Origin of the sequence: Kitasatospora sp. NPDC004615, assembly GCF_042873545.1 — a bacterium.
GTDB lineage: Bacteria > Actinomycetota > Actinomycetes > Streptomycetales > Streptomycetaceae > Kitasatospora.
In genome coordinates this window covers 30,874-49,143 of the sequence record NZ_JBIALQ010000016.1, presented here as the reverse complement: position 1 = coordinate 49,143, position 18,270 = coordinate 30,874, and the positions used below count along the sequence as shown (strand labels likewise).

The following is an 18,270-nucleotide window of genomic DNA, read 5'->3' as shown; positions in this document are numbered from 1 at the left end:
ACGCGCCCGTTACGGGCGCGTGAACCGGGCGCGGCGGCCGGTCAGACGACCGAGACGAACTCCGGGATGTCCTGGACCACCCGCTCGGCGAGCCGGTCCACGCCGGGCACGCCGCGGAAGTCCCGGGTGGCGGCCTCGGAGGTCTTCCGGACCCGGGTGTTCAGCCGCTCCGAACGGACCTTGCGGGCGATGTCCACCGCCGCCTCGCAGTACTCCGCCGCGTTCTCCGGCTCGCGCTGAAGCAGTCGGACGGAGGCCATGCCGACCAGGTTGAACGCGTAGGTGCGGACGTGGTCGCCGTCCTTCCGGAACAGGTCGACCGCCTTGGTGATCATCGGCTCGGCGGCCTTGGCCATCGCGGCGCTCCGGTCCGAGGTGTACGCCAAGTCCCGGTAGGAGTGCCCGTTCTCCGCGTTGAGCTCGGCGGCCGAGAAGAAACGCAGCCAATTCGGCGTCTCGTCACCGGCGTTGATGTCGGTGAAGGTGTCCTCCGAGAGCCGGATCGCCCGGGCGCAGCGGTTGACCTCGCCGATGGTGGCGTACGCGCGGGCCTCCATCGCGTAGAGCAGCGACTGCTGGCGGGTGCTCGCGGTGTCCCGACTGCCGTACTGGGCCAGGTGGATCAGCTCCAGCGCGTCCTCGCCGCGGTTCAGGTGGATCATCTGCCGGCACATGTCGGTCAGCACGTGCGCGCCGAACGGCCGGTCCCCGGCCTCCTTGGCGGCGTGCAGCGCCAGCACGTAGTACTTCTGCGCGCTCGGGTGCATGCCCACGTCGTAGGACATGAAGCCGGCCAGGTGGGCGAGTTCGGCGGTGAGTCGGAACAGCCGCTTGGTGGTGGCCTCCGGGTAGGTCTCCTGCAGCAGGTCGGTGACCTCGTGGAGTTGGCCCACCACGGCCTTGCGGCGCAGGCCGCCGCCGTTCTGGGCGTCCCACTTCCGGAACATCTCGGTGGTCTGCTCCAGCAGTTGCATCTCCGGCTCGGACAGCCGCCCGGAGAACTGCTCGCCGCCGTTGGCCGCCGCCAGGATCGGCGTGGGCTCGCCGTTCGGACCCGGCGTGAGCCAGCGCTGCATCGGTTCGATCAGCGCCGCGCCGGCCGTCAGTGCAAGCGAAGTGCCAAGAAATCCACGGCGGTTGAGCATCAGGTCGCTGCGGGAGTACTCGCTGATCGCCTGCACGGTCTGCTGCGGGCTCCACGGCAGGTCCACCCCGCCGCCGACGGTGGTCACCGGGATGGCGGCGCGCAGGCCGAGGTCCTCGATCGCCACCACCGAGCCGAAGCGCTCGGAGAACAGCTCGGACATGATCTTCGGGATCGGCTCGCGCGGCTGCTCGCCGTCCAGCCAGCGACGTACCCGGGAGGTGTCCGTGGAGACGTGGTGCGCACCGATCTGACGGGCCCGGCGGTTCACTTGGCGGGCCAGCTCGCCCTTCGACCAGCCACTGCGCGCGAACCAGGAGCCCAGCTTCTCGTTCGGCTGCTTCTCACCCATGGGAAGTCCCCATCCCGCCCCGGCCCCGGGGCTCCCGCTCGCCTTGACGACTCGTCATTTCGCCGACCGCAGTGACCGGTCCGCTGCATTCCGTATCCAGAACGTAGCGTCCCTCCGCCATCCGAGGGAGCAACGTCGCTGAAACGCCACCCTTCGCCACCCCCACGAGTGAACTACCGGGCGTGGAGCCGCGCTTCACTATGTGTCAGCCCGGCATGACCCCGGCACATGCCCGGACCCGAAGGAGGCACGCGTGCGGCAACGACGATCCGGCATCCGAACCACCCGTACAAGGCGCTTGCTCGCCCGAGCCGCCCGAATCGGTGTGCGCCGGTCCGCGCGCGCCTCCGGCGCACCACGCATCACACGCCCACCGGGCGACGCACCGTCACAATCCCGTAACCACCGGCGACCGGAAGCTGTTGGGGGAGGTATGGACAAGCTGTTCGGCACCCTGCGACGCGCGCCCCTCGGCGCCCGCCGCCGCACCCGGCCCACCGCGCTCCAGGCCGCCACCGAGTACTCCGAGCGCTGGGGTTGGACGCTCGCCGCCGGCAGCCCGCCCGCACACACCTCGGCCCGCTGCGAATGCGCCGTCCCGCTCTGCGCCGCGCCCAACCTGCACCAGCGGGTCGGCCCGCTCATCGCCCCCGGCACCGGCGCCGCCGAACTCGCCGCGAGCTGTCCGGCGGACGCGCCGCTCCTGCTCCCCACCGGCCACCAGTTCGACGTCCTGGACGTACCGGCCCAGCCCGGCCTCCAGGCCCTGGTCCGGCTCGAACGGATGGGCACCCAGATCGGCCCCGTCCTCGCCTCCCCCACCGGCCGGCTGCTGCTCTTCGTCGCCCCGCGCACCGCCGAGCGCCTGCCCGACCTGCTCTACCGCATGGGCTGGGACGACGCCTCCCTCGACCTCGCCTGCCACGGCCTCGGCTCCTACCTGGCCGCCCCACCGGTCGCCCTCGGCCCGCTCGGCCCCATGCGATGGCTGCGCCGCCCCACCGCGGACAACCCCCCGCCGGAGGCCCGCCTGCTGCTGGGCACCCTGGCGTACGCGTGCCACCGCACCCGCGATCGGGAAACCTCGCTGGCGGGTTGAACACACAGCAAGGTCCGTCCCAGGAGAGAACGTCCCTCCTCGAACGGACCTTGCTGCCGGGTGCCTCGCGCAGTCCCCCGCGCCCCTGTTTTCGCACCCACCCGGGCGGCTAGCCCAGGAGCGCGTCCACGAATGCGCCGGGCTCGAACGGCGCGAGGTCGTCCGCGCCTTCGCCGAGGCCGATGAGCTTGACGGGCACGCCGAGTTCGCGCTGCACCGAGATCACGATGCCGCCCTTCGCGGTGCCGTCCAGCTTGGTGAGAACGATGCCGGTGATGTCCACGACCTCGGCGAACACCCGGGCCTGCACCAGGCCGTTCTGGCCGGTGGTGGCGTCGAGCACCAGCAGGACCTCGTCCACCGGCCCGTGCTTCTCGACGACCCGCTTGACCTTGCCGAGTTCGTCCATCAGGCCGGTCTTGGTGTGCAGGCGGCCGGCGGTGTCGACCAGGACGGTGTCGACGCCGTCGGTGATGCCCTGCTTGACCGCGTCGAACGCGACGGAGGCGGGGTCGCCGCCCTCGGGGCCGCGGACGGTGTGCGCGCCGACCCGTTCGCCCCAGGTCTGGAGCTGGTCGGCGGCGGCGGCGCGGAAGGTGTCGGCGGCGCCGAGCACGACCTTGCGGCCGTCGGCGACCAGGACGCGGGCGAGCTTGCCGGTGGTGGTGGTCTTGCCGACGCCGTTGACGCCGACCACCAGGACCACGGCGGGGCCGCCGTCGGTCTTGACGGAGTGGACGGTGCGGTCCAGCTCGGGGTTGATCAGCTTGATCAGCTCGTCGCGGAGCAGTCCGCGCAGCTCGTCGGGGGTGCGGGTGCCGAGCACCTTGACCCGGGTGCGCAGGTTGTCGACGAGTTCCTGGGTGGCGCCGACGCCGACGTCCGCGGTGAGGAGGGTCTCCTCGATCTCCTCCCAGGTGTCCTCGTCGAGGCGGTCGCGGGAGAGCAGGGTGAGCAGGCCCTTGCCGAGCGTGGACTGCGAGCGGGAGAGCCGCGAGCGCAGGCGCACCAGGCGTCCGGCGGTGGGTTCGGGGACCTCGATCGCGGGGGCGGCCTCCGCCTCCTCGATCCGCACCTCCTCGGCGGGCTTCTCGACCGCCGGTTCCTCGACCGCGGGCTTCTCCGCCGCCGGTTCCTCGACCGCCGGCTTCTCCGCCGCGGGCTTCGCTACCGCGGGCTTCTCGACGGTCGGCGGCGCGGCGGTCTCGGCCGGCTTGGTGGGCGCGCTCTTGGTGTCCGCAGTGGGCGGCGCGGTGATCGTGGGGGTCTGGCTCGGCTTGTCGAGCTCTTTGCGTCGTCTGCCGGAAACGACGAGTCCGGTGATCGCGCCGATGGCGACCACCGCGATGACAACGGCAAGGATCACGTATTCCATAACCCGTCCAGTATCACTTAGCGCCTATGCCGGCCCGGGTTGTGCGGGCTCCAGCCTTTTCGTCCTGTGCTGTGGCGGTCTCTCCGGCATCCGCAGGCGCTGGCTGATCACCTGGGAGATGCCGTCGCCCTTCATGGTCACGCCGTACAGGGCGTCGGCGGATTCCATGGTGAGTTTCTGGTGGGTGATGACGATCAGTTGGGAGCTTTCCCGCAGTTCTTCCATGATCGCGATCAGTCGGCGCAGATTGGTTTCGTCGAGCGCGGCCTCGACCTCGTCCATGACGTAGAACGGGCTGGGCCGGGCCTTGAAGATCGATACCAGCAGTGCCACGGCGGTCAGCGAGCGTTCGCCGCCGGAGAGCAGGGAGAGCCGCTTGACCTTCTTGCCGGGCGGGCGGGCCTCGACCTCGACACCGGTGGTGAGCATGTTCTCGGGGTCGGTGAGGACGAGCCGGCCCTCGCCGCCGGGGAACAGCCGGGCGAAGACGCCTTCGAACTGGGCGGCGGTGTCGTGGTAGGCGGCGGTGAACAGCTGCTCGACCCGGGCGTCGACGTCGCGGACGATGTCGAGCAGGTCACGGCGGCTCTTGCGCAGGTCGTCCAGCTGTTCGCCGAGGAACTGGTGGCGGGCCTCCAGGGCGGCGAACTCCTCCAGCGCGAGCGGGTTGACCTTGCCGAGCTGCTGGTAGGCGCGTTCGGCGGCCTTGAGCCGCTTCTCGACCTCGGCCCGGACGTACGGGCGCTCCTCGCCGACGCTCTCGCCGTCCTCGGCGGGCGGCGCGGGGACGGGCAGGTCGGGGCCGTAGCCGGTGAGCAGTTCGGCGGCCTCGATGCCGAACTCTTCCAGCGCCTTGGCCTCCAGCTGCTCGATCCGCAGCCGCTTCTCGGCTCGCAGCACCTCGTCGCGGTGGCCGGCGTCGACCAACCGGTCGAGTTCGGCCTGGAGTTCGCGGCCGTGTTCGCGGAACTGGCGCAGTTCGCTCTCGCGGGCGGCCCGGTCGGCCTCGACGGCGGCGCGTTCGGTCTCGGCGGCGGCGAGGGTCTCCTCGATCCGGCCGAGCAGGTGGCGGGCGGCGGTGGCGACGGCTCCGGCGACGGCGGATTCCCGGCGGGCGCGGGCGCGGCGTTCGGCGGCGCGGGCCCGGGTTTCGCGTTCGGCGCGGGCGGCGCGGTCCAACTGGTCGGCGCGGCCGGCCAGTCCGCGGACCCGTTCTTCGTGGGTGCGGACGGCGAGCCGGGATTCCAGCTCCGTCTGCCGGGCGGCGGTGCCGGTGGCAGCCAGCCGGTCACGTTCGGCGCTGTCGGGTTCGTCCTCGCCGCTGCCGGCCAACTCTTCGGCGGTGGCGAGGCGTTCGGCGAGTTCTTCGGCGGCGGCGCGGGCTTCCGCGAGGCCGCTCTCGGCCTTGGCGGCGGCGGTGGTGGCGCGTTCGGCCTCGCCGGCGGCGGCGCGCGCGGCGCCGCCCGATCGCCCGAGTGCTCCGGCGAGTTCGGCGCGCTGCTTCTCGCCCTGCCGACGCAGTGCGGCCAACTGTTCGACTTCGGCGCCGAGTTCGCGGTGGCGTTCCCGCGCCTCGGCCAGTCGGTGGGTCAACTCTTCGCAGCGGGCGTCGAGTTCTTCGATGCCGCGGGCAGCCTCGGCGACGGCGGCCTGGGTCTCCAGCGGGCTGGGCGCGCCGGCCGAGCCGCCGTGCGCGAGGGTGGCGGAGAGCAGGTCGCCGTCCCGGGTGACGGCCGTCCAGTTCGGCTGCTGGTCGATCAACTGCTGTGCGGCGTGGAGGTCTTCGACGACGGCGGTGCGGCGCAGCAGGTTTCGGGCGGCGGCGGCCATCGGTCCGTCGACCAACTCCCCTGCCGGGCGGGCACCTTCGGGCAGCTGGTCGTCAACGTCCGTGCCATCGGCGGCGATCAGCAGTGCGGCCCGGCCGCCGTCCTCGGCCCGGAGCCGGGTGAGCGCGGCGGCGGCGGTGGCCACGTCCTCGACGGCGACGGCGTCCGCGGCGGCGCCCAGTCCGGCGGCGACGGCGAGTTCGAACCCGGGCTCGACATGCAGCAGTTCGGCGGCGGGGCCGAGTACGCCGGGGCGGCCGAGCAGGGTGGCGCTGCCGTCCTTGCGGCGCAGGGCGAGGGCGAGTGTGTCGTGCCGGGCGGTGAGCGCGGCGCGTTCCTTCTCGGCGGCGGCGAGTGCCTCGCGGGCGGCGCCGGCGGCGCGTTCGGCGTCGGCCAGCGCGGCGCGGGCCCGGTCGTGGCGGCTGTCGGTCTCCTCGTCCCCGGCCGCGTCCTGCTCGCCGCGTTCCCGGAGTTCCTCGTACTCGGACTGGGCGGCCTCGGCGCGCAGTTGGGCTTCTTCGCGGGCGACGGCAAGCCGTTCGATCTCGGCCTCGGCTGCGGTGACGCGGGAGCGGGCGGCGGCGGCCTGGCCCTGCAGCCGGGCCAGGCCCTCGCGCCGGTCGGCGATCGCCCGGGCGGCCGCCTTGAGCCGCAACTCCTCGGCGGCGAGGGCGCGTTCGAGTTCGGCGCGTTCCTCGACGGTTTCGGCGAGCGCGTACTGGGCCTGTTCCAGGGCTTCTTCGAGGGCGGCTTCCTCCTCGCGGACCCGGGCGGCCTCCCGTTCCAGGTCCTCGGGGTCGCGGCCGCGCCGTTCCTCCAACCGCCCTGCGGTGGCGGCGGACCGGACCCTGGCTTCGGCGAGTCCGATGGTGCCGCGGGTGCGTTCGGCGAGCGCGGAGAGCCGGTACCAGGTCTGCCGGGCGGCTTCCAGCGCGGGCCCGAGCTGTTCGACCTGCGCCTGCAGGACGGCTTCGCGCTGGACGGCGGCGGCGAGTTGCTGTTCGACGGTGGTGCGGCGCAGTTTCAGCGCCAACTCGTCGGCGATCTCGGCCTCGACGGCCTGCCGCAGGGTGAGTACGTCGTCGGCGAGCAGCCGCAGCCGGGCGTCGCGCAGTTCGGCCTGGATGCCGGCGGCCCGCCGGGCGATCTTCGCCTGCCGCCCCAACGGGCCGAGCTGGCGGCGCAGTTCGGCGACCAGGTCCTGAACGCGGTTCAGGTTGGCCTGCATCGAGTCGATCTTCCGCAGCGCCTTTTCCTTGCGCTTGCGGTGCTTGAGGACGCCGGCCGCCTCCTCGATGAAGGCGCGTCGCCCCATCGGGTCGGCGTGCAGCACGGAGTCGAGCTGGCCCTGGCCGACGATGACGTGCATCTCGCGGCCGATGCCGGAGTCGGAGAGCAGTTCCTGGATGTCGAGGAGCCGGCAGCCGGTGCCGTTGAGCGCGTACTCGCTGCCGCCGTTGCGGAACATCGTCCGGGTGATGGTGACTTCGGTGTAGTCGATGGGCAGCGCGCCGTCGGTGTTGTCGATGGTGAGGCTGACTTCGGCGCGGCCGAGCGGGGGGCGCCCGCTGGTACCGGCGAAGATCACGTCCTCCATCTTGCCGCCGCGCAGCGACTTGGCGCCCTGTTCGCCCATCACCCAGGACAGCGCGTCGACGACGTTGGACTTGCCGGAGCCGTTGGGGCCGACCACGCAGGTGATGCCGGGTTCGAAGCGCAGGGTGGTCGCCGACGCGAAGGACTTGAACCCACGCAGGGTCAGGCTCTTCAGGTGCACCCGCCCGTCCTCCTCGCCCTGCCGCGACCCCGCTGTCCGGCTCCGCTGGCGACTGTATCCGGCCGGGCCGCCGACCTGCCCCCAGGTGGCGGTTTGGCCACGCCGCAGGCTGGGCACGTTAGGGCACAAGAACGCCGCGGACACGACGAAGGGACGTCCACCTCGGACGTCCCTTGCAGGCTGCCATCCCCTGCGGGGAAGCTCAGTGCGTCACAGCGTCGATCGTGAGGACCACGAGCGATCAGGCCGTCATGTGAATCAGGCCGTTCTGCCGATCAGGTAAGGACCGGCTCGCGCTGGTCCAGGTCGATGCTGTTGAGCAGCGAATGCTCGTCAGCGACAGCGATCAGGGCATCGTTTTCGGCCTGGAGCTTCACGAGCTCGTTCTCCAGGTCCTGGACGCGCTGCTGAAGCCGTCGCATCTCGGAGAGCATTCGCGGGTCGGGGCCGCCGACGTACCCGAGAAGCGCCTTTGCCATGATGTGTGGTCCTCCACGCTGAGTGACCGAACCGTGTACGGTGTGGGTCTTGGGGGGATACGCACGCGCCTGCGCGCCGGACGTGCTGGCTGGGCACTACGAAACAGCCGCTGGTGAGTGGCATGCTCACACGGCGGAGCTTCGCCGGTAAACTCAGACCTGTGCGCGGGTTTCCAGCGTCTCACCAAAGACCGTACGGGTCAACACGATCACCGCACGCTACCGCGCCCCTGTCACCTGCATGGCGGGGTTGTCACGCCATCGGCCGGGGTAGTGGATCACTTCGCTTGCGGAGTCAACCACGAGTCTGCCCGGATGGCAACCGTATGACACCGGCAGTTGCCGGCGGCTCTCCTCCGGCCGGCAACCGCGGTGCGTTCATCGGATCGCGAAGCCCTCGTATCCGTTGCCCACGGCGCTCCAGATTTCGGTGACTCCACTGACCCGACCTGGCGTTCCGGGCCCGCGCAGCGCGGCGAGCAGCCGCTCGCAGTCCGCGCGCGACCCCTCGGCGACCACCTGGACACGGCCGTCCCCGAGGTTGCTCGTATAGCCCGTCAGCCCGATCTCCAGGGCCCTGGCCCTGGTCCACCAGCGGAACCCCACTTGCTGGACGCGCCCACGCACCCAGATGGTGGCGCGGACGGAACGGTGACTGTCGTGACCTTGCATGCGTCGACCATAGTCGGGCACTTCAGGGGCGTACGGAACGGACTTCACGCCCCTTCTACCGTGCCTCCTCACCGGCCCGCGCGCATTCACAGCGTCGGCATCCGCTCTTGACCGAGCGGCACCTCTCGACCGGGCCGCACCGCTCTCTCAGTGGCGCGGCTCGGCCAGCCGGTGCAGCGTCCAGCCGCGGCCGGCCCGGCCGAGCGGGGCGGTGGCGGCGGTGAACAGTTCGGCGGCCCGGCGGTAGGAGAGCCGGGCCCGGCCGGTGAACGGGCAGCGGTCGGCCTCCGGGGTGCCGGCCGGGGCGCGCCGGTCGGTGAGGAACAGCGGGCCCGCGCTGCGCCCGGCGATCAGCAGTGGCAGCAGCCGGGCGGTGCCGCCGCGCCAGCGCAGCGGGCGCTCGCCGGCGGTGGCGGGGCGGGTCTGCCGGGCGGCCGGGTCGAGCTGGTCCACGTCCAGCGCGAGCAGCCGTTCGATGGGGGCGCCGGTCTCCCGCACCAGGTACCACAGCACCTTCTCGCGCAGCGGCACCCGCAGCGCGAGCACGGCCCGCGCCTGGGCGTCGGTGAGCGCGGGTTCGGACGCGGCGGCGGGCAGCGGGCGCAGGCTCTCGGCGGGGTCGGCGGCCAGCCAGCCCTGCCCGCACCACCAGCGGACGGCGGCCCGCAGCGCGGACAGTTCGCGGTTCGCGGTGCGCGCGCCGACCGCCCCGGCCCGGGCCGCGAACGCCTCGGCCACCCGCCGGGGCGCGTCCGGCCCGTCCAGCAGGGCGAGCGGCAGCACCGGCGGCACGGCCCGCCGCCGCTCGGCGCCGGCCGGCGGGGTGCGGCCGACCAGCAGCCAGGCCCAGGTGTGCAGGGCGATCCGGTAGACCCGCCGGGAGCCGTCCGAGAGCCGGGCCTCCGTCAGGTAGCACTCGGCCGCGACGGCGAACTCCACAGGTGTCATATCCGCAGTAAATCGCCAACCCGATGCGCCGTCAATATCGCCCCTGACTGCGGTAAACAATCGATTTACTGCGACAACTCCGAGGCTCCCGAAAATTGACACCACAACGCTCAAGTATTTCGCCGGAAGCCCTTGCCGGACGCCTCGGCGGCGGGGCAGTCTGCCGGTCATGGTGCTGACCTCACGGCGGCTCGCCGTCCTGCGCGGGCGGGAGTTCCGCCTCTTCTTCATCGGCTTCGCCGTCTCCCTGTTCGGATCCTCGATGGCCTCGGTGGCCGTGGCGTTCGCCGTGCTCGACAGCGGGGGCGGCGGCTCCGGGCTCGGCGTGGTGATGACCGCGCGGATCCTGCCGATCGTGCTGCTGCTGGTGCTCGGCGGCGCGGCCGCGGACCGGCTGGGGCCGCGGCCGGTGATGCTCGGCTCGGACGGGCTGCGTTTCGCGACCCAGGCGGTGATGGCGGTGCTGATGTTCACCGCGCACGACCGGGTGTGGGCGATGGCCGTGCTGATGGCGTTCTGGGGCCTGGCCGAGGCAGTGTTCATGCCGGCCCTGGACGCGCTGCTGCCCAGGCTCGTCCCGGCCGGTGAACTCTCCGACGCGAACGCCCTGTTGGGGATCGCCCGGAACGGCGTCGCGGTGGCCGGCCCGGCCCTCGCGGGCGGGCTGACCGCCGTCGCGGGTCCCGGCTGGGTGCTGCTGGTGGACGCCCTCTCGTACGCGGTCGGCGGCGTGGCACTGGCCCTGCTCCGGCTGCCCAGGGCCGCCCGGCAGCCGTCCGGCGAGGCCTCGCTGCTGTCCGAACTGCGGGCCGGCTGGAGCGAGTTCAGCTCCCGGCGGTGGCAGTGGGTGAGCACCCTGCAGGCCTGCCTGTTCAACCTGCTGGTGTGGGCGCCGTTCCTGATCCTCGGCCCGGTGGTGGCGGACGCGCGCCTCGGCGGGGCGGGCGGCTGGGGCGTGGTGATGGGTGCGTACGGGGCCGGCGCGGTGCTCGGCGGGCTGGTGCTGCTCGGACGCCGGCCCACTCGTCCGCTGCGCCTGGCGATCGCGGCGACGGCGGGCTGGGCGCTGCCCTCTGGCGCGCTGGCGCTGGGCTGGCCGCTGCCGCTGGTGGCGGTCGCGGCGGTCGGCGCGGGGGTGACCTCGATCCTCTGCATGACCTTGTTCGCCACACTGACGCAGCGCCACGTTCCGGCGGAGGCGCTGGGCCGGGTCAGCGCGTACGGGACGCTCGGCGCGTTCGCCTTCGGACCGGTCGGGCTGGCGCTGGCCGGGCCGATCGCGGACCGGGTCGGCACCGGCTCCGTGCTGGGCTTCGGTGCGGCCTGGCAGTTGGCGTCCTGTGCGCTGACCCTGCTCGTCCTGGGCCGCCGGGAGCCGGCCGACCCCGCCGGCGTCGAGGCCGCCGGGGCCCCCTCCCCCGCCCGGGCATGACAGCGGCCCCCGGTCCGCGAACGGGACCGGGGGCCGGGCAGTGGACGACCGGGCGTCAGTCGCCGAAGTCCCCGCCGCCGAAGTCGCCGCCACCGAAGTCGCCGAAGCCACTGCCGCCGCCGAAGTCCCCGCCGCCGCCACCGAAGTCGGCACCGGAGAAGTCGGAGTTGTTGAAGGCCGCGCCCGAGTACTCACCGGCGTCCGCGCCGCCGGTGTAGTCGGCGCCGCCGCCACCGCCGTGGTAGTCGTGGTGGCCGCCCGCGTAGGCGTAGCCGGGGCTGGAGATCACCGAGCCGAGCATGGTGCCGACCAGCAGGCCGGAAAGCATGCCGCCGCCGAAGTAGCCGCCCGCCCACGGGCTGTAGGCCGGGCCGGCGTTCCAGTACGGCTGGTGGCCGTGCTCGGTCTCCACGGTGCGGATGTACGGGTCCTGGCCGGTGGCCAGGCGGTGCGCGTCGTCGGCGCAGGCCGGGACGGAACGCGGCGCGCCGCCGGCGGGCGCCCACTGGACGTCGGTGGTGGAGGGGCCGTGCCGCGGGTCGAAGAAGCACGGGACGCGGCGCTCGGGCAGCGGCCGGCCGTCGCGGCGGGCGGCGAGGGTGGCCAGCGCGAACCGGCCGTCCTCCAGCGCCTCGGTGACCGGGCGGACGTCGTCGGGCTTCTTGGCCTCGTCCATGGTCCGCTTGGCGCGGTCGTAGGAGTCCAGCGCCCGGCTGTAGTCGGCGCGCTGGGTGTCGTCCGAGCCGGGGGCGCCGGGGTTGAAGTCGAGCCGGTCGAGCTCCTCGCCGAACGCGGTGATGTCCTCGTCCACCACGGTGCGCAGCTGGGCGAGTTCGGCGCGGGCCTTCTCCTCCTTGCGCTTCTTGGCGCGGCGGAACAGCAGGAACACGCCGCCGCCGGCCAGCACCACCAGCACGATCGGGACGATGATCCAGGCCGCGGAGGTGCTGTGCTGCGGGCCCTCGCCCTTGGTCTGGCCGACGGCCTGGTCGACGAAGTCGTTGACGGTGCCGTTGATGTCGCCGTTGTGCGAGCGGAAGGACGAACCGGCGATCTTGCTGGCGGAGTTCGACGACAGCGCCTTGGAGTCGGCCTTGGCATCGAACCCGTTGCCGCGCCACACCGCGTAGACGCCGACGATGCCGACCTTGGTGCGCAGGTCGTTCATCAGGGTCTTGGGGGCGTAGGCCTGGCTGTCCGGCAGCACCGCGACGAAGATCGGCTTGTCGGCCTTCTTCAGCTTCTTCGCCAGCGCGTCGGCCTGGTCCGGGGAGAACCGGCTGGTCATCGCCGGGTCGACGTAGACCTGAGTCTTCTTCAGCGAGTCGGTCGCGTCGCTCAGTCCGGCCGCCTGGGCGGGCGCGGACAGGCCGAGGACCATCAACAGGCCGAGCAGAGCTGCCAGCACGGCGGCCGGCCCGGTGGCTCGGGAACGTCGAAGCACAGTTCTCATACCAAGACCGTACCGGTCCGAAGTAAGGATCCACGCCCTACCTCGGGACGGTCCGACCCTGACTTCTTCCCCTACCCGGGGACGAGCCCACCGGCCCCGACCCCCGCCGACCGGCCGGAGTTGGGCCCCGCCCGGCCTCGGCCCGGTCGGGAGCAGGCATAGTGGTGACGATCTTCCCTCCTCCCGACAGGAGCCCCCAGCGTGATCCTCGGCCTCGTCACCGCCGTCGCCGCGTCCGTCTGTTACGGCACGGGCTCCGTGCTGCAAGCCGTCGGCGCCCGCCGGTCGGCCCGGCAGGAGGCGGCCGACGGCACCGTCACCGAGCACGGCGGGCCGAGCCTCGCCTCCACCGCGAAGGCCGCCGTCACCTGGGAGTTCATCCTCGGCACGGTGCTGGACTTCATCGGCTTCGGGCTCGGCGCGCTGGCCGCGCGGCTGCTGCCGCTGTTCCTGTCGCAGACCATCATCAGCGCCAACCTGGTGATCACCGCGCTGCTGTCGATCAAGCTGCTCGGACTGAGGCTGCGCCAGCTGGAGTGGCTGTCCATCGGCATCCTGTGCGGCGCCCTGGTGCTGCTGGCGGTCGCCGCCGGGCCGGAGGGCGGTCACCACGCCGCGCGGGCGTTCCACTGGGGGCTGCTGATCGGCTCCGCGGTGCTGATCGCCGGCGGTTCGCTGATCGTCCGGCGGATGGGCTCCAACGGGGCGATCGTGGCCGGTCTGCTGTCCGGTCTCGGCTTCGGCGCGCTGGGCATCGGCGTGCGCATCCTGGACGGCATCGAGCCGTTCTCGATCACCGCGCTGCTCGCCGACCCGGCGCTGTACGCCATCCTGATCGGCGGCATCGGCGGCATGTACCTGCACACCGTCGCCCTCCAGGTCGGCTCCGTCAACGGCGCGACCGCCGCCCTGGTGGTCGGCGAGACCGTCGTCCCCGGCGCGGTCGGCGTGCTCTGGCTCGGCGACTCCTCCCGCCCGGGCCTCGCCTGGCTGGCCGTCCTCGGCTTCCTGCTGGCCGTGGTCAGCGCCGTCGGCGTCGCCTACTTCGGCGAGGACGGCGGGGCGATCCAAGCGGCCGCCGAAGAGGAGAAGACCTCCGCCGGGAAGTCGAGCTGATGGCCTTCCCGGTGGTTCCCGTGACCGACCCGCACCAGCACCAGCACCTGCTCGACGCCCTCGACCGGGTGGACGCCGTCTTCGCCCCGTACGCCGAACAGCCCGTCGACGGTTGCACGTACTGCTACGGCGAAGCCGACCTCGCGCTCCTCTCCGGCCCGGTGGCCGGGATACCCGACCGGCTGGTGGACGCCGTGGCCGCCGAAGTCCCCGACCACTGGGACGACTTCCCCGGTCTCTACCGCCGCCTGACCCCACGCATCCTGCGCTCCCTGGCACTCAACGGCGGGGGAGCCGAGCCGGCCATGGTCGCCTCCCGGCTGCTGGCGGCGGGCTGGCGCGAGTGGCCCGAGCGCGTGGCCGTCGAGCGGTTCCTGTCGGCCTGGTGGGAGACCGTCCTGCGGCAGCCGTCCGGCGTGCGCCCGGTCGACGCGCTGGAGCTGGCCGTCCCGCTGACCGGCACGCTCGTCCCGTGGCTGGAGCGGTGGGCGCAGGTGGGCACCGGGTACGCCGAGGAGCAGCTCTCGGCGGCGGTCGACGGCTGGCTGGAACGCCGGTTGGAGGTGCGCTTCGGCTTCCACGAGGAGTTCGACGCACGGCCGGTGCTGCCGGAGTGGCTGCTCACCCTCGACCCGGGCTTCCTCGGCGCCTACCGGCTCCAGGAGATCGAGCGGATCGCGTACAGCTGATCAGCGCGGCCGGCGCTGGCACTTCGGGCAGTAGTAGCTGGAGCGGTTCATCCAGGCGTCCCGCCGCATCGCCGTCCCGCAGCGGCGGCACGGCTCGCCCTCGCGGCCGTAGGCGTCGAGGTCGCGGGAGAAGTAGCCGCTCTCGCCGTTGACGTTGACGTACAGCGAGTCGAAGCTGGTGCCGCCGACGGCCAGTGCCGCCGTCATCACGTCCCGGGCGTGGCCGAGCAGTTCGAGCGCGGCGGGGCGGGTGAGGGTGGCGGTGGGGCGTTCGTAGTGCAGGCGGCTGCGCCACAGCGCCTCGTCGGCGTAGATGTTGCCGACGCCGCTGATCAGCGTCTGGTCGAGTAGGGCCCGCTTCACGGTGGTCCGCTTGGCCTTCAGCGCGGTGGCGAACGCCGCGTCGTCGAAGCGTGCGTCGAGCGGGTCGCGGGCGATGTGGGCGAGCGAGAGCGGGGTGGACTCGGGGTCGTCCGGCTCGGTCTCCTCGACGGCGAGGCCACCGAAGGTGCGCTGGTCGACGAAGCGCAGTTCGGTGCCGCCGTCGGCGAACCGGAGGCGTACCCGCAGGTGCACCGAGTCGGCCATGTCGGCTTCCTGGACGAGCAGTTGGCCGCTCATGCCGAGGTGGCCGATCATCGCCAGGCCGTCGTCGAGCGGCACCCACAGGTACTTGCCGCGGCGCTGCGGTTCCCCGAAGGTGCGGCCGCGCAGTAGCGCGGTGAACTCCTCGGCGCCGCCTGCCTGTCGGCGGACGGCGCGCGGGTGGAGCACCTCGATGTCGCTGACGGTCCGGCCGACGGCCCAGCGGGCCAGGCCGCGGCGGACGACTTCGACTTCGGGGAGTTCGGGCACCGGTCAGACGGCCGCGGTCGGCTGGTCGCCGTCGGTGCCGCCGTCCTGCTTGGCCTTGATCGCGCGCCAGGCGGATTCGGCGGCCTTCTGCTCGGCTTCCTTCTTGGAGCGTCCGCTCCCGGAGCCGTAGTCCTGGCCGGCCACCCGGGCGGCGGCGGTGAAGGTCTTCTCGTGGTCCGGTCCGGACTCGGTGACCACGTACTCGGGAACACCGATGCCGACGGCGGCGGTGAGTTCCTGGAGGCTGGTCTTCCAGTCGAGGCCGGCGCCGAGCAGCGCGGATTCCGCGATCAGCGGGTCGAACAGCCGGTGGACGAAGTCCGTGGCCGAACCCAGACCCTGGTCGAGGTAGATGGCGCCGATCACGGCCTCGACGGTGTCGGCGAGGATCGACGACTTGTCGCGGCCGCCGGTTCCTTCCTCACCCTTGCCGAGCCGGATGAAGGCTCCGAGGTCCAGGCCGCGGCCGACCTCGGCGAGCGCGCGGGAATTGACCACCGCGGCACGGAGTTTGGCGAGCGTCCCCTCGGCGACCTCCGGGTGGAGGCGGTAGAGGGTGTCGGTCACCACCAGGCCCAGCACCGAGTCGCCGAGGAATTCCAGGCGCTCGTTGGTGGGCAGCCCGCCGTTCTCGTACGCGTACGAGCGGTGGGTCAGGGCACGTACCAGAAGGGCGCGCTCAAGTGAGTACCCGAGGCGCCCTTCCAGGACGTCGTATTCGGTCGAAGCCGGCCCGCCGCCCTTGCCCCCGTTGGAATTGGGGTTCGGCTTGCGAGAAGAATTGCTGCCGTCCGACATCGATCCGTGCACCCCGCCGATCAGACCGAGAGGACCTGGCGACGGTTGTACGTGCCGCAGCTCGGGCACGCGATGTGCGCAAGCTTCGGCTCGTGGCAGCGGTCGCACGCGACGAGCGCGGGCACGACGGCCTTCCAGTTGGAACGCCGGTGACGCGTGTTGCTGCGCGACATCTTCCGCTTCGGAACAGCCACGGTAAATCTCCTGGTTCTACGGCGAGACCCTCACGGGTAGCGCTGTGTCTTATTCCTCGTCACCCTCGTCGCCGGGGGCGGCGGAGAGTCCCTGCAGAGCCGCCCACCGGGGGTCGGCGGCATCGTGGTGGTGCGACGGGTCGTCGCTCAGGCGGGCCCCGCACTCGGAGCACAGACCCAAGCAGTCTTCCTGGCACACCGGCTGCAGCGGCAGTGCGAGCACCACCGCGTCACGCAGCACCGGCTGGAGGTCGAACAGGTCGCCCTCCAGGCGGTAAGTCTCGTCCTCGGACTCCTCGTCGAAGTCGTCTCCCGCGATCGCGCGGTGACGCTCCTCGGACTCCGGGTAGTAGTACAGCTCCTGGAAGTCGACCTCCAGGTCGTCCTCCAGCGGCTCCAGGCAGCGGGAGCACTCGCCGGTCACGTGGGCCTCGGCGGTACCGGTGACCAGCACGCCCTCGACCACGGACTCCAGGCGGAGCTCCAGCTTGATCTCGCTCTTCTCGGGGACGCCGATCACATCCGCGACACCGAGGTCCGCCGGGGCCTCCAGGGTCCGGGACACCTTGCGCAGCGAGCCGGGGCGACGGCCGAGCTCATGCGTGTCGAACACGAGCGGGTCGCGGTGGTCGAGGCGGTTCAAGGCTTCCTGACTTCCTGACGGCGGCACACGCATTCCTGCGTGGCGCGGACTTTGGTTCCTGCGGTGCGCGGCCCGGCTGCGGGCACGCGGCGAACCCGGCACGAGCAGGCCGGAGTGGTCAGACTACCCGAGAGTCCGGGCCGAACCCAACTCGTCGCCGTTCACCGGCCGCCGAGCTCCCGCAGCCGGGTCATGTCGATCATGCTGGTGTCGAAGAAGCTGGTCTCGTCCAGTCCGGCCTGCTGCTGCGGCAGCCCGGCCTGCTGCGGCTGCTGCGGCTGCTGCTGGTAGCCGTGCGGGTCGGCGGGCAGTGCCTGCGGCTCGGCGGGCAGCGGGTTGCCCCACTGGTCGTAGCCCGGCTGCTGGTACTGCTGCTGCTGCTGGTAGTACGACGGGTCGACCGGCTGCTGGTAGCCGTAGGGCTGCCCGTACGGGTCGGTCTGCGGGGCCGCCGCCGGGTCGTAGCCGCCCCCGTAGACCTCGGCGTACTGCGGGGCCTGCGGCTGGCCGTACTGGTCCTCGGCGGGGTTCTGCCAGCCCGCGGCGGCCGGGGTCGACTCGGGCCAGCTCTGGTGCTGCGGGACCTCCGCGTACCAGGACTGCTCGCCGTCGGTGGTGGCGAAGCCGGCCGCCACCGCCTCGGCGCGGTTCTTGAGCTGCTGGGCCTCGTCGGCGGCGGCCAGGTAGGCGCCCAGCTCGTCGATCGGGGCCTTGCCGAGCAGCTTGTCGCGGCCCTTGCCGACCGCCTCCAGGGTCGCCGAGAGCACCGCCTCCAGGGTGGCGAGCTTCACATCGACGTACTCGTCGGCCTCCGGGCTGAGGCTGATCCGCTGCGGCTGGAACTCCTCGCCGTCCTCGGTGCCCTCGCCCTCCGGCTGGTACACCCCGGCCTCGCCGCGCAGCTTCTGCCGGCCGCGGCCGACCGCGCCGAGCGTCTTGGTGAGCACCACCTCGAAGTTGGCGAGCTTGGAGTCGACGTAGTCGTCCGCCTCGGCGCGCTTGGTGTGTTCCTCGGAGCGGGCCTCGTTGAGGATCCGGTCCGCCTCGGCCTGGGCCTTGCGCACCACCTCGGTGTCGGAGATGAGCGAGCCGCGCTCGTCGTGCGCGCCGCGGATGATCTGGTCGGCCTGCGCCTGGGCGTCGGCGACCATTTGTTGATGGTCCGCCACCACCGACTGCGCCTTGGCGAGTTCGGCGGGCATGGCGTCGCGCAGTTCGCGCAGCAGGCCGGTCAGTTCGGCGCGGTTGACCACGCAGGAGGCCGACATCGGCATCGCCTTGGCCTTCTCGACCATGGCGATGATCTGGTCGAGTTTCTGCTGCACGTCCACGGGCGTCTTCAGTCTTTCCGTGTGCCGCCGAGGTGCGGCGGAGGCAGTGCCACGAGGTCGCGGACTGCGCCCCCGGGGCCGGGA

16 protein-coding genes are annotated in these 18,270 nt (G+C 72.4%); 4 read left to right on the top strand and 12 right to left on the bottom strand.

From position 1 onward, the window contains the following. Positions 1 to 41: 41 nt before the first annotated feature. Positions 42 to 1,496 (bottom strand): hypothetical protein, encoded by a 1,455-nt coding sequence (locus ACFYS8_RS35030; protein ID WP_387649286.1) that lies wholly within the window; start codon positions 1,494 to 1,496, stop codon positions 42 to 44. Positions 1,497 to 1,929: 433 nt separating this feature from the next. Here ACFYS8_RS35030 and ACFYS8_RS35025 point away from each other — a divergent pair, with 433 nt between their 5' ends. Continuing rightward, positions 1,930 to 2,595: a bifunctional DNA primase/polymerase gene (locus ACFYS8_RS35025; protein WP_387649283.1), complete on the top strand. Its 666-nt coding sequence runs from the start codon at positions 1,930 to 1,932 to the stop codon at positions 2,593 to 2,595. A 109-nt stretch (positions 2,596 to 2,704) separates the two neighbouring features. On the opposite strand, the gene ftsY is transcribed toward ACFYS8_RS35025, so the two are convergent. The 5 genes from ftsY to ACFYS8_RS35000 all read right to left on the bottom strand — a co-directional run bounded on the left by ftsY (position 2,705) and on the right by ACFYS8_RS35000 (position 9,675). Continuing rightward, entirely contained in the window at positions 2,705 to 3,970 is a 1,266-nt protein-coding gene (gene ftsY / locus ACFYS8_RS35020; RefSeq protein ID WP_387649280.1) for a signal recognition particle-docking protein FtsY, read from the bottom strand. 24 nt (positions 3,971 to 3,994) lie between these two features. Continuing rightward, on the bottom strand, positions 3,995 to 7,576 hold the full coding sequence (smc, locus tag ACFYS8_RS35015) for a chromosome segregation protein SMC (protein WP_387649277.1): 3,582 nt from the start codon (positions 7,574 to 7,576) through the stop codon (positions 3,995 to 3,997). Between the two features lie 275 nt (positions 7,577 to 7,851). Further along, the gene (locus tag ACFYS8_RS35010; RefSeq protein ID WP_387649274.1) at positions 7,852 to 8,055 is read right to left on the bottom strand and encodes a hypothetical protein; all 204 of its coding nucleotides are present in this window, start codon (positions 8,053 to 8,055) and stop codon (positions 7,852 to 7,854) included. Between the two features lie 378 nt (positions 8,056 to 8,433). Then, the gene (locus ACFYS8_RS35005; protein WP_387649272.1) at positions 8,434 to 8,727 is read right to left on the bottom strand and encodes an acylphosphatase; all 294 of its coding nucleotides are present in this window, start codon (positions 8,725 to 8,727) and stop codon (positions 8,434 to 8,436) included. Between the two features lie 147 nt (positions 8,728 to 8,874). Beyond that, the gene (locus ACFYS8_RS35000) at positions 8,875 to 9,675 is read right to left on the bottom strand and encodes a hypothetical protein (protein ID WP_387649269.1); all 801 of its coding nucleotides are present in this window, start codon (positions 9,673 to 9,675) and stop codon (positions 8,875 to 8,877) included. Between the two features lie 169 nt (positions 9,676 to 9,844). Here ACFYS8_RS35000 and ACFYS8_RS34995 point away from each other — a divergent pair, with 169 nt between their 5' ends. Then, positions 9,845 to 11,107 (top strand): MFS transporter, encoded by a 1,263-nt coding sequence (locus ACFYS8_RS34995; protein WP_387649266.1) that lies wholly within the window; start codon positions 9,845 to 9,847, stop codon positions 11,105 to 11,107. A gap of 55 nt (positions 11,108 to 11,162) precedes the next feature. Here the strand turns inward: ACFYS8_RS34995 and ACFYS8_RS34990 are convergent, their stop codons facing one another. Then, on the bottom strand, positions 11,163 to 12,560 hold the full coding sequence (locus tag ACFYS8_RS34990; protein ID WP_387649263.1) for a hypothetical protein: 1,398 nt from the start codon (positions 12,558 to 12,560) through the stop codon (positions 11,163 to 11,165). A 201-nt stretch (positions 12,561 to 12,761) separates the two neighbouring features. Here ACFYS8_RS34990 and ACFYS8_RS34985 point away from each other — a divergent pair, with 201 nt between their 5' ends. Further along, positions 12,762 to 13,676: a hypothetical protein gene (locus ACFYS8_RS34985; protein ID WP_387649260.1), complete on the top strand. Its 915-nt coding sequence runs from the start codon at positions 12,762 to 12,764 to the stop codon at positions 13,674 to 13,676. Positions 13,677 to 13,696: 20 nt separating this feature from the next. Further along, entirely contained in the window at positions 13,697 to 14,365 is a 669-nt protein-coding gene (locus ACFYS8_RS34980) for a hypothetical protein (protein ID WP_387649258.1), read from the top strand. Here the strand turns inward: ACFYS8_RS34980 and mutM are convergent, their stop codons facing one another. From mutM to ACFYS8_RS34955, 5 genes are all read right to left on the bottom strand, one after another. Next, entirely contained in the window at positions 14,366 to 15,220 is an 855-nt protein-coding gene (gene mutM, locus ACFYS8_RS34975) for a bifunctional DNA-formamidopyrimidine glycosylase/DNA-(apurinic or apyrimidinic site) lyase (protein ID WP_387649255.1), read from the bottom strand. It abuts the gene before it with no gap. 3 nt (positions 15,221 to 15,223) lie between these two features. Next, positions 15,224 to 16,018, bottom strand: a complete 795-nt coding sequence (gene rnc / locus ACFYS8_RS34970) for a ribonuclease III (protein ID WP_387649252.1) — start codon at positions 16,016 to 16,018, stop codon at positions 15,224 to 15,226. Between the two features lie 20 nt (positions 16,019 to 16,038). Next, a complete protein-coding gene (rpmF, locus tag ACFYS8_RS34965) occupies positions 16,039 to 16,212 on the bottom strand; it encodes a 50S ribosomal protein L32 (RefSeq protein WP_035866499.1) in 174 nt (57 codons plus the stop codon). Between the two features lie 49 nt (positions 16,213 to 16,261). After that, a complete protein-coding gene (locus ACFYS8_RS34960) occupies positions 16,262 to 16,888 on the bottom strand; it encodes a YceD family protein (protein ID WP_387649250.1) in 627 nt (208 codons plus the stop codon). Between the two features lie 128 nt (positions 16,889 to 17,016). Further along, complete coding sequence (locus ACFYS8_RS34955) at positions 17,017 to 18,186, bottom strand: ATP synthase F0 subunit B (RefSeq protein WP_387649248.1); 1,170 nt, start codon at positions 18,184 to 18,186, stop codon at positions 17,017 to 17,019. Positions 18,187 to 18,270: the final 84 nt, after the last annotated feature.

Coding starts and splice junctions, on each gene's coding strand:
- ACFYS8_RS35030 (WP_387649286.1), bottom strand. CDS start 1,496: ATGGGTGAGAAGCAGCCGAACGAGAAGCTGGGCTCCTGGTTCGCGCGC.
- ACFYS8_RS35025 (WP_387649283.1), top strand. CDS start 1,930: ATGGACAAGCTGTTCGGCACCCTGCGACGCGCGCCCCTCGGCGCCCGC.
- ftsY (WP_387649280.1), bottom strand. CDS start 3,970: ATGGAATACGTGATCCTTGCCGTTGTCATCGCGGTGGTCGCCATCGGC.
- ACFYS8_RS35010 (WP_387649274.1), bottom strand. CDS start 8,055: ATGGCAAAGGCGCTTCTCGGGTACGTCGGCGGCCCCGACCCGCGAATG.
- ACFYS8_RS35005 (WP_387649272.1), bottom strand. CDS start 8,727: ATGCAAGGTCACGACAGTCACCGTTCCGTCCGCGCCACCATCTGGGTG.
- ACFYS8_RS35000 (WP_387649269.1), bottom strand. CDS start 9,675: ATGACACCTGTGGAGTTCGCCGTCGCGGCCGAGTGCTACCTGACGGAG.
- ACFYS8_RS34995 (WP_387649266.1), top strand. CDS start 9,845: ATGGTGCTGACCTCACGGCGGCTCGCCGTCCTGCGCGGGCGGGAGTTC.
- ACFYS8_RS34990 (WP_387649263.1), bottom strand. CDS start 12,560: ATGAGAACTGTGCTTCGACGTTCCCGAGCCACCGGGCCGGCCGCCGTG.
- rnc (WP_387649252.1), bottom strand. CDS start 16,018: ATGTCGGACGGCAGCAATTCTTCTCGCAAGCCGAACCCCAATTCCAAC.
- ACFYS8_RS34960 (WP_387649250.1), bottom strand. CDS start 16,888: ATGCGTGTGCCGCCGTCAGGAAGTCAGGAAGCCTTGAACCGCCTCGAC.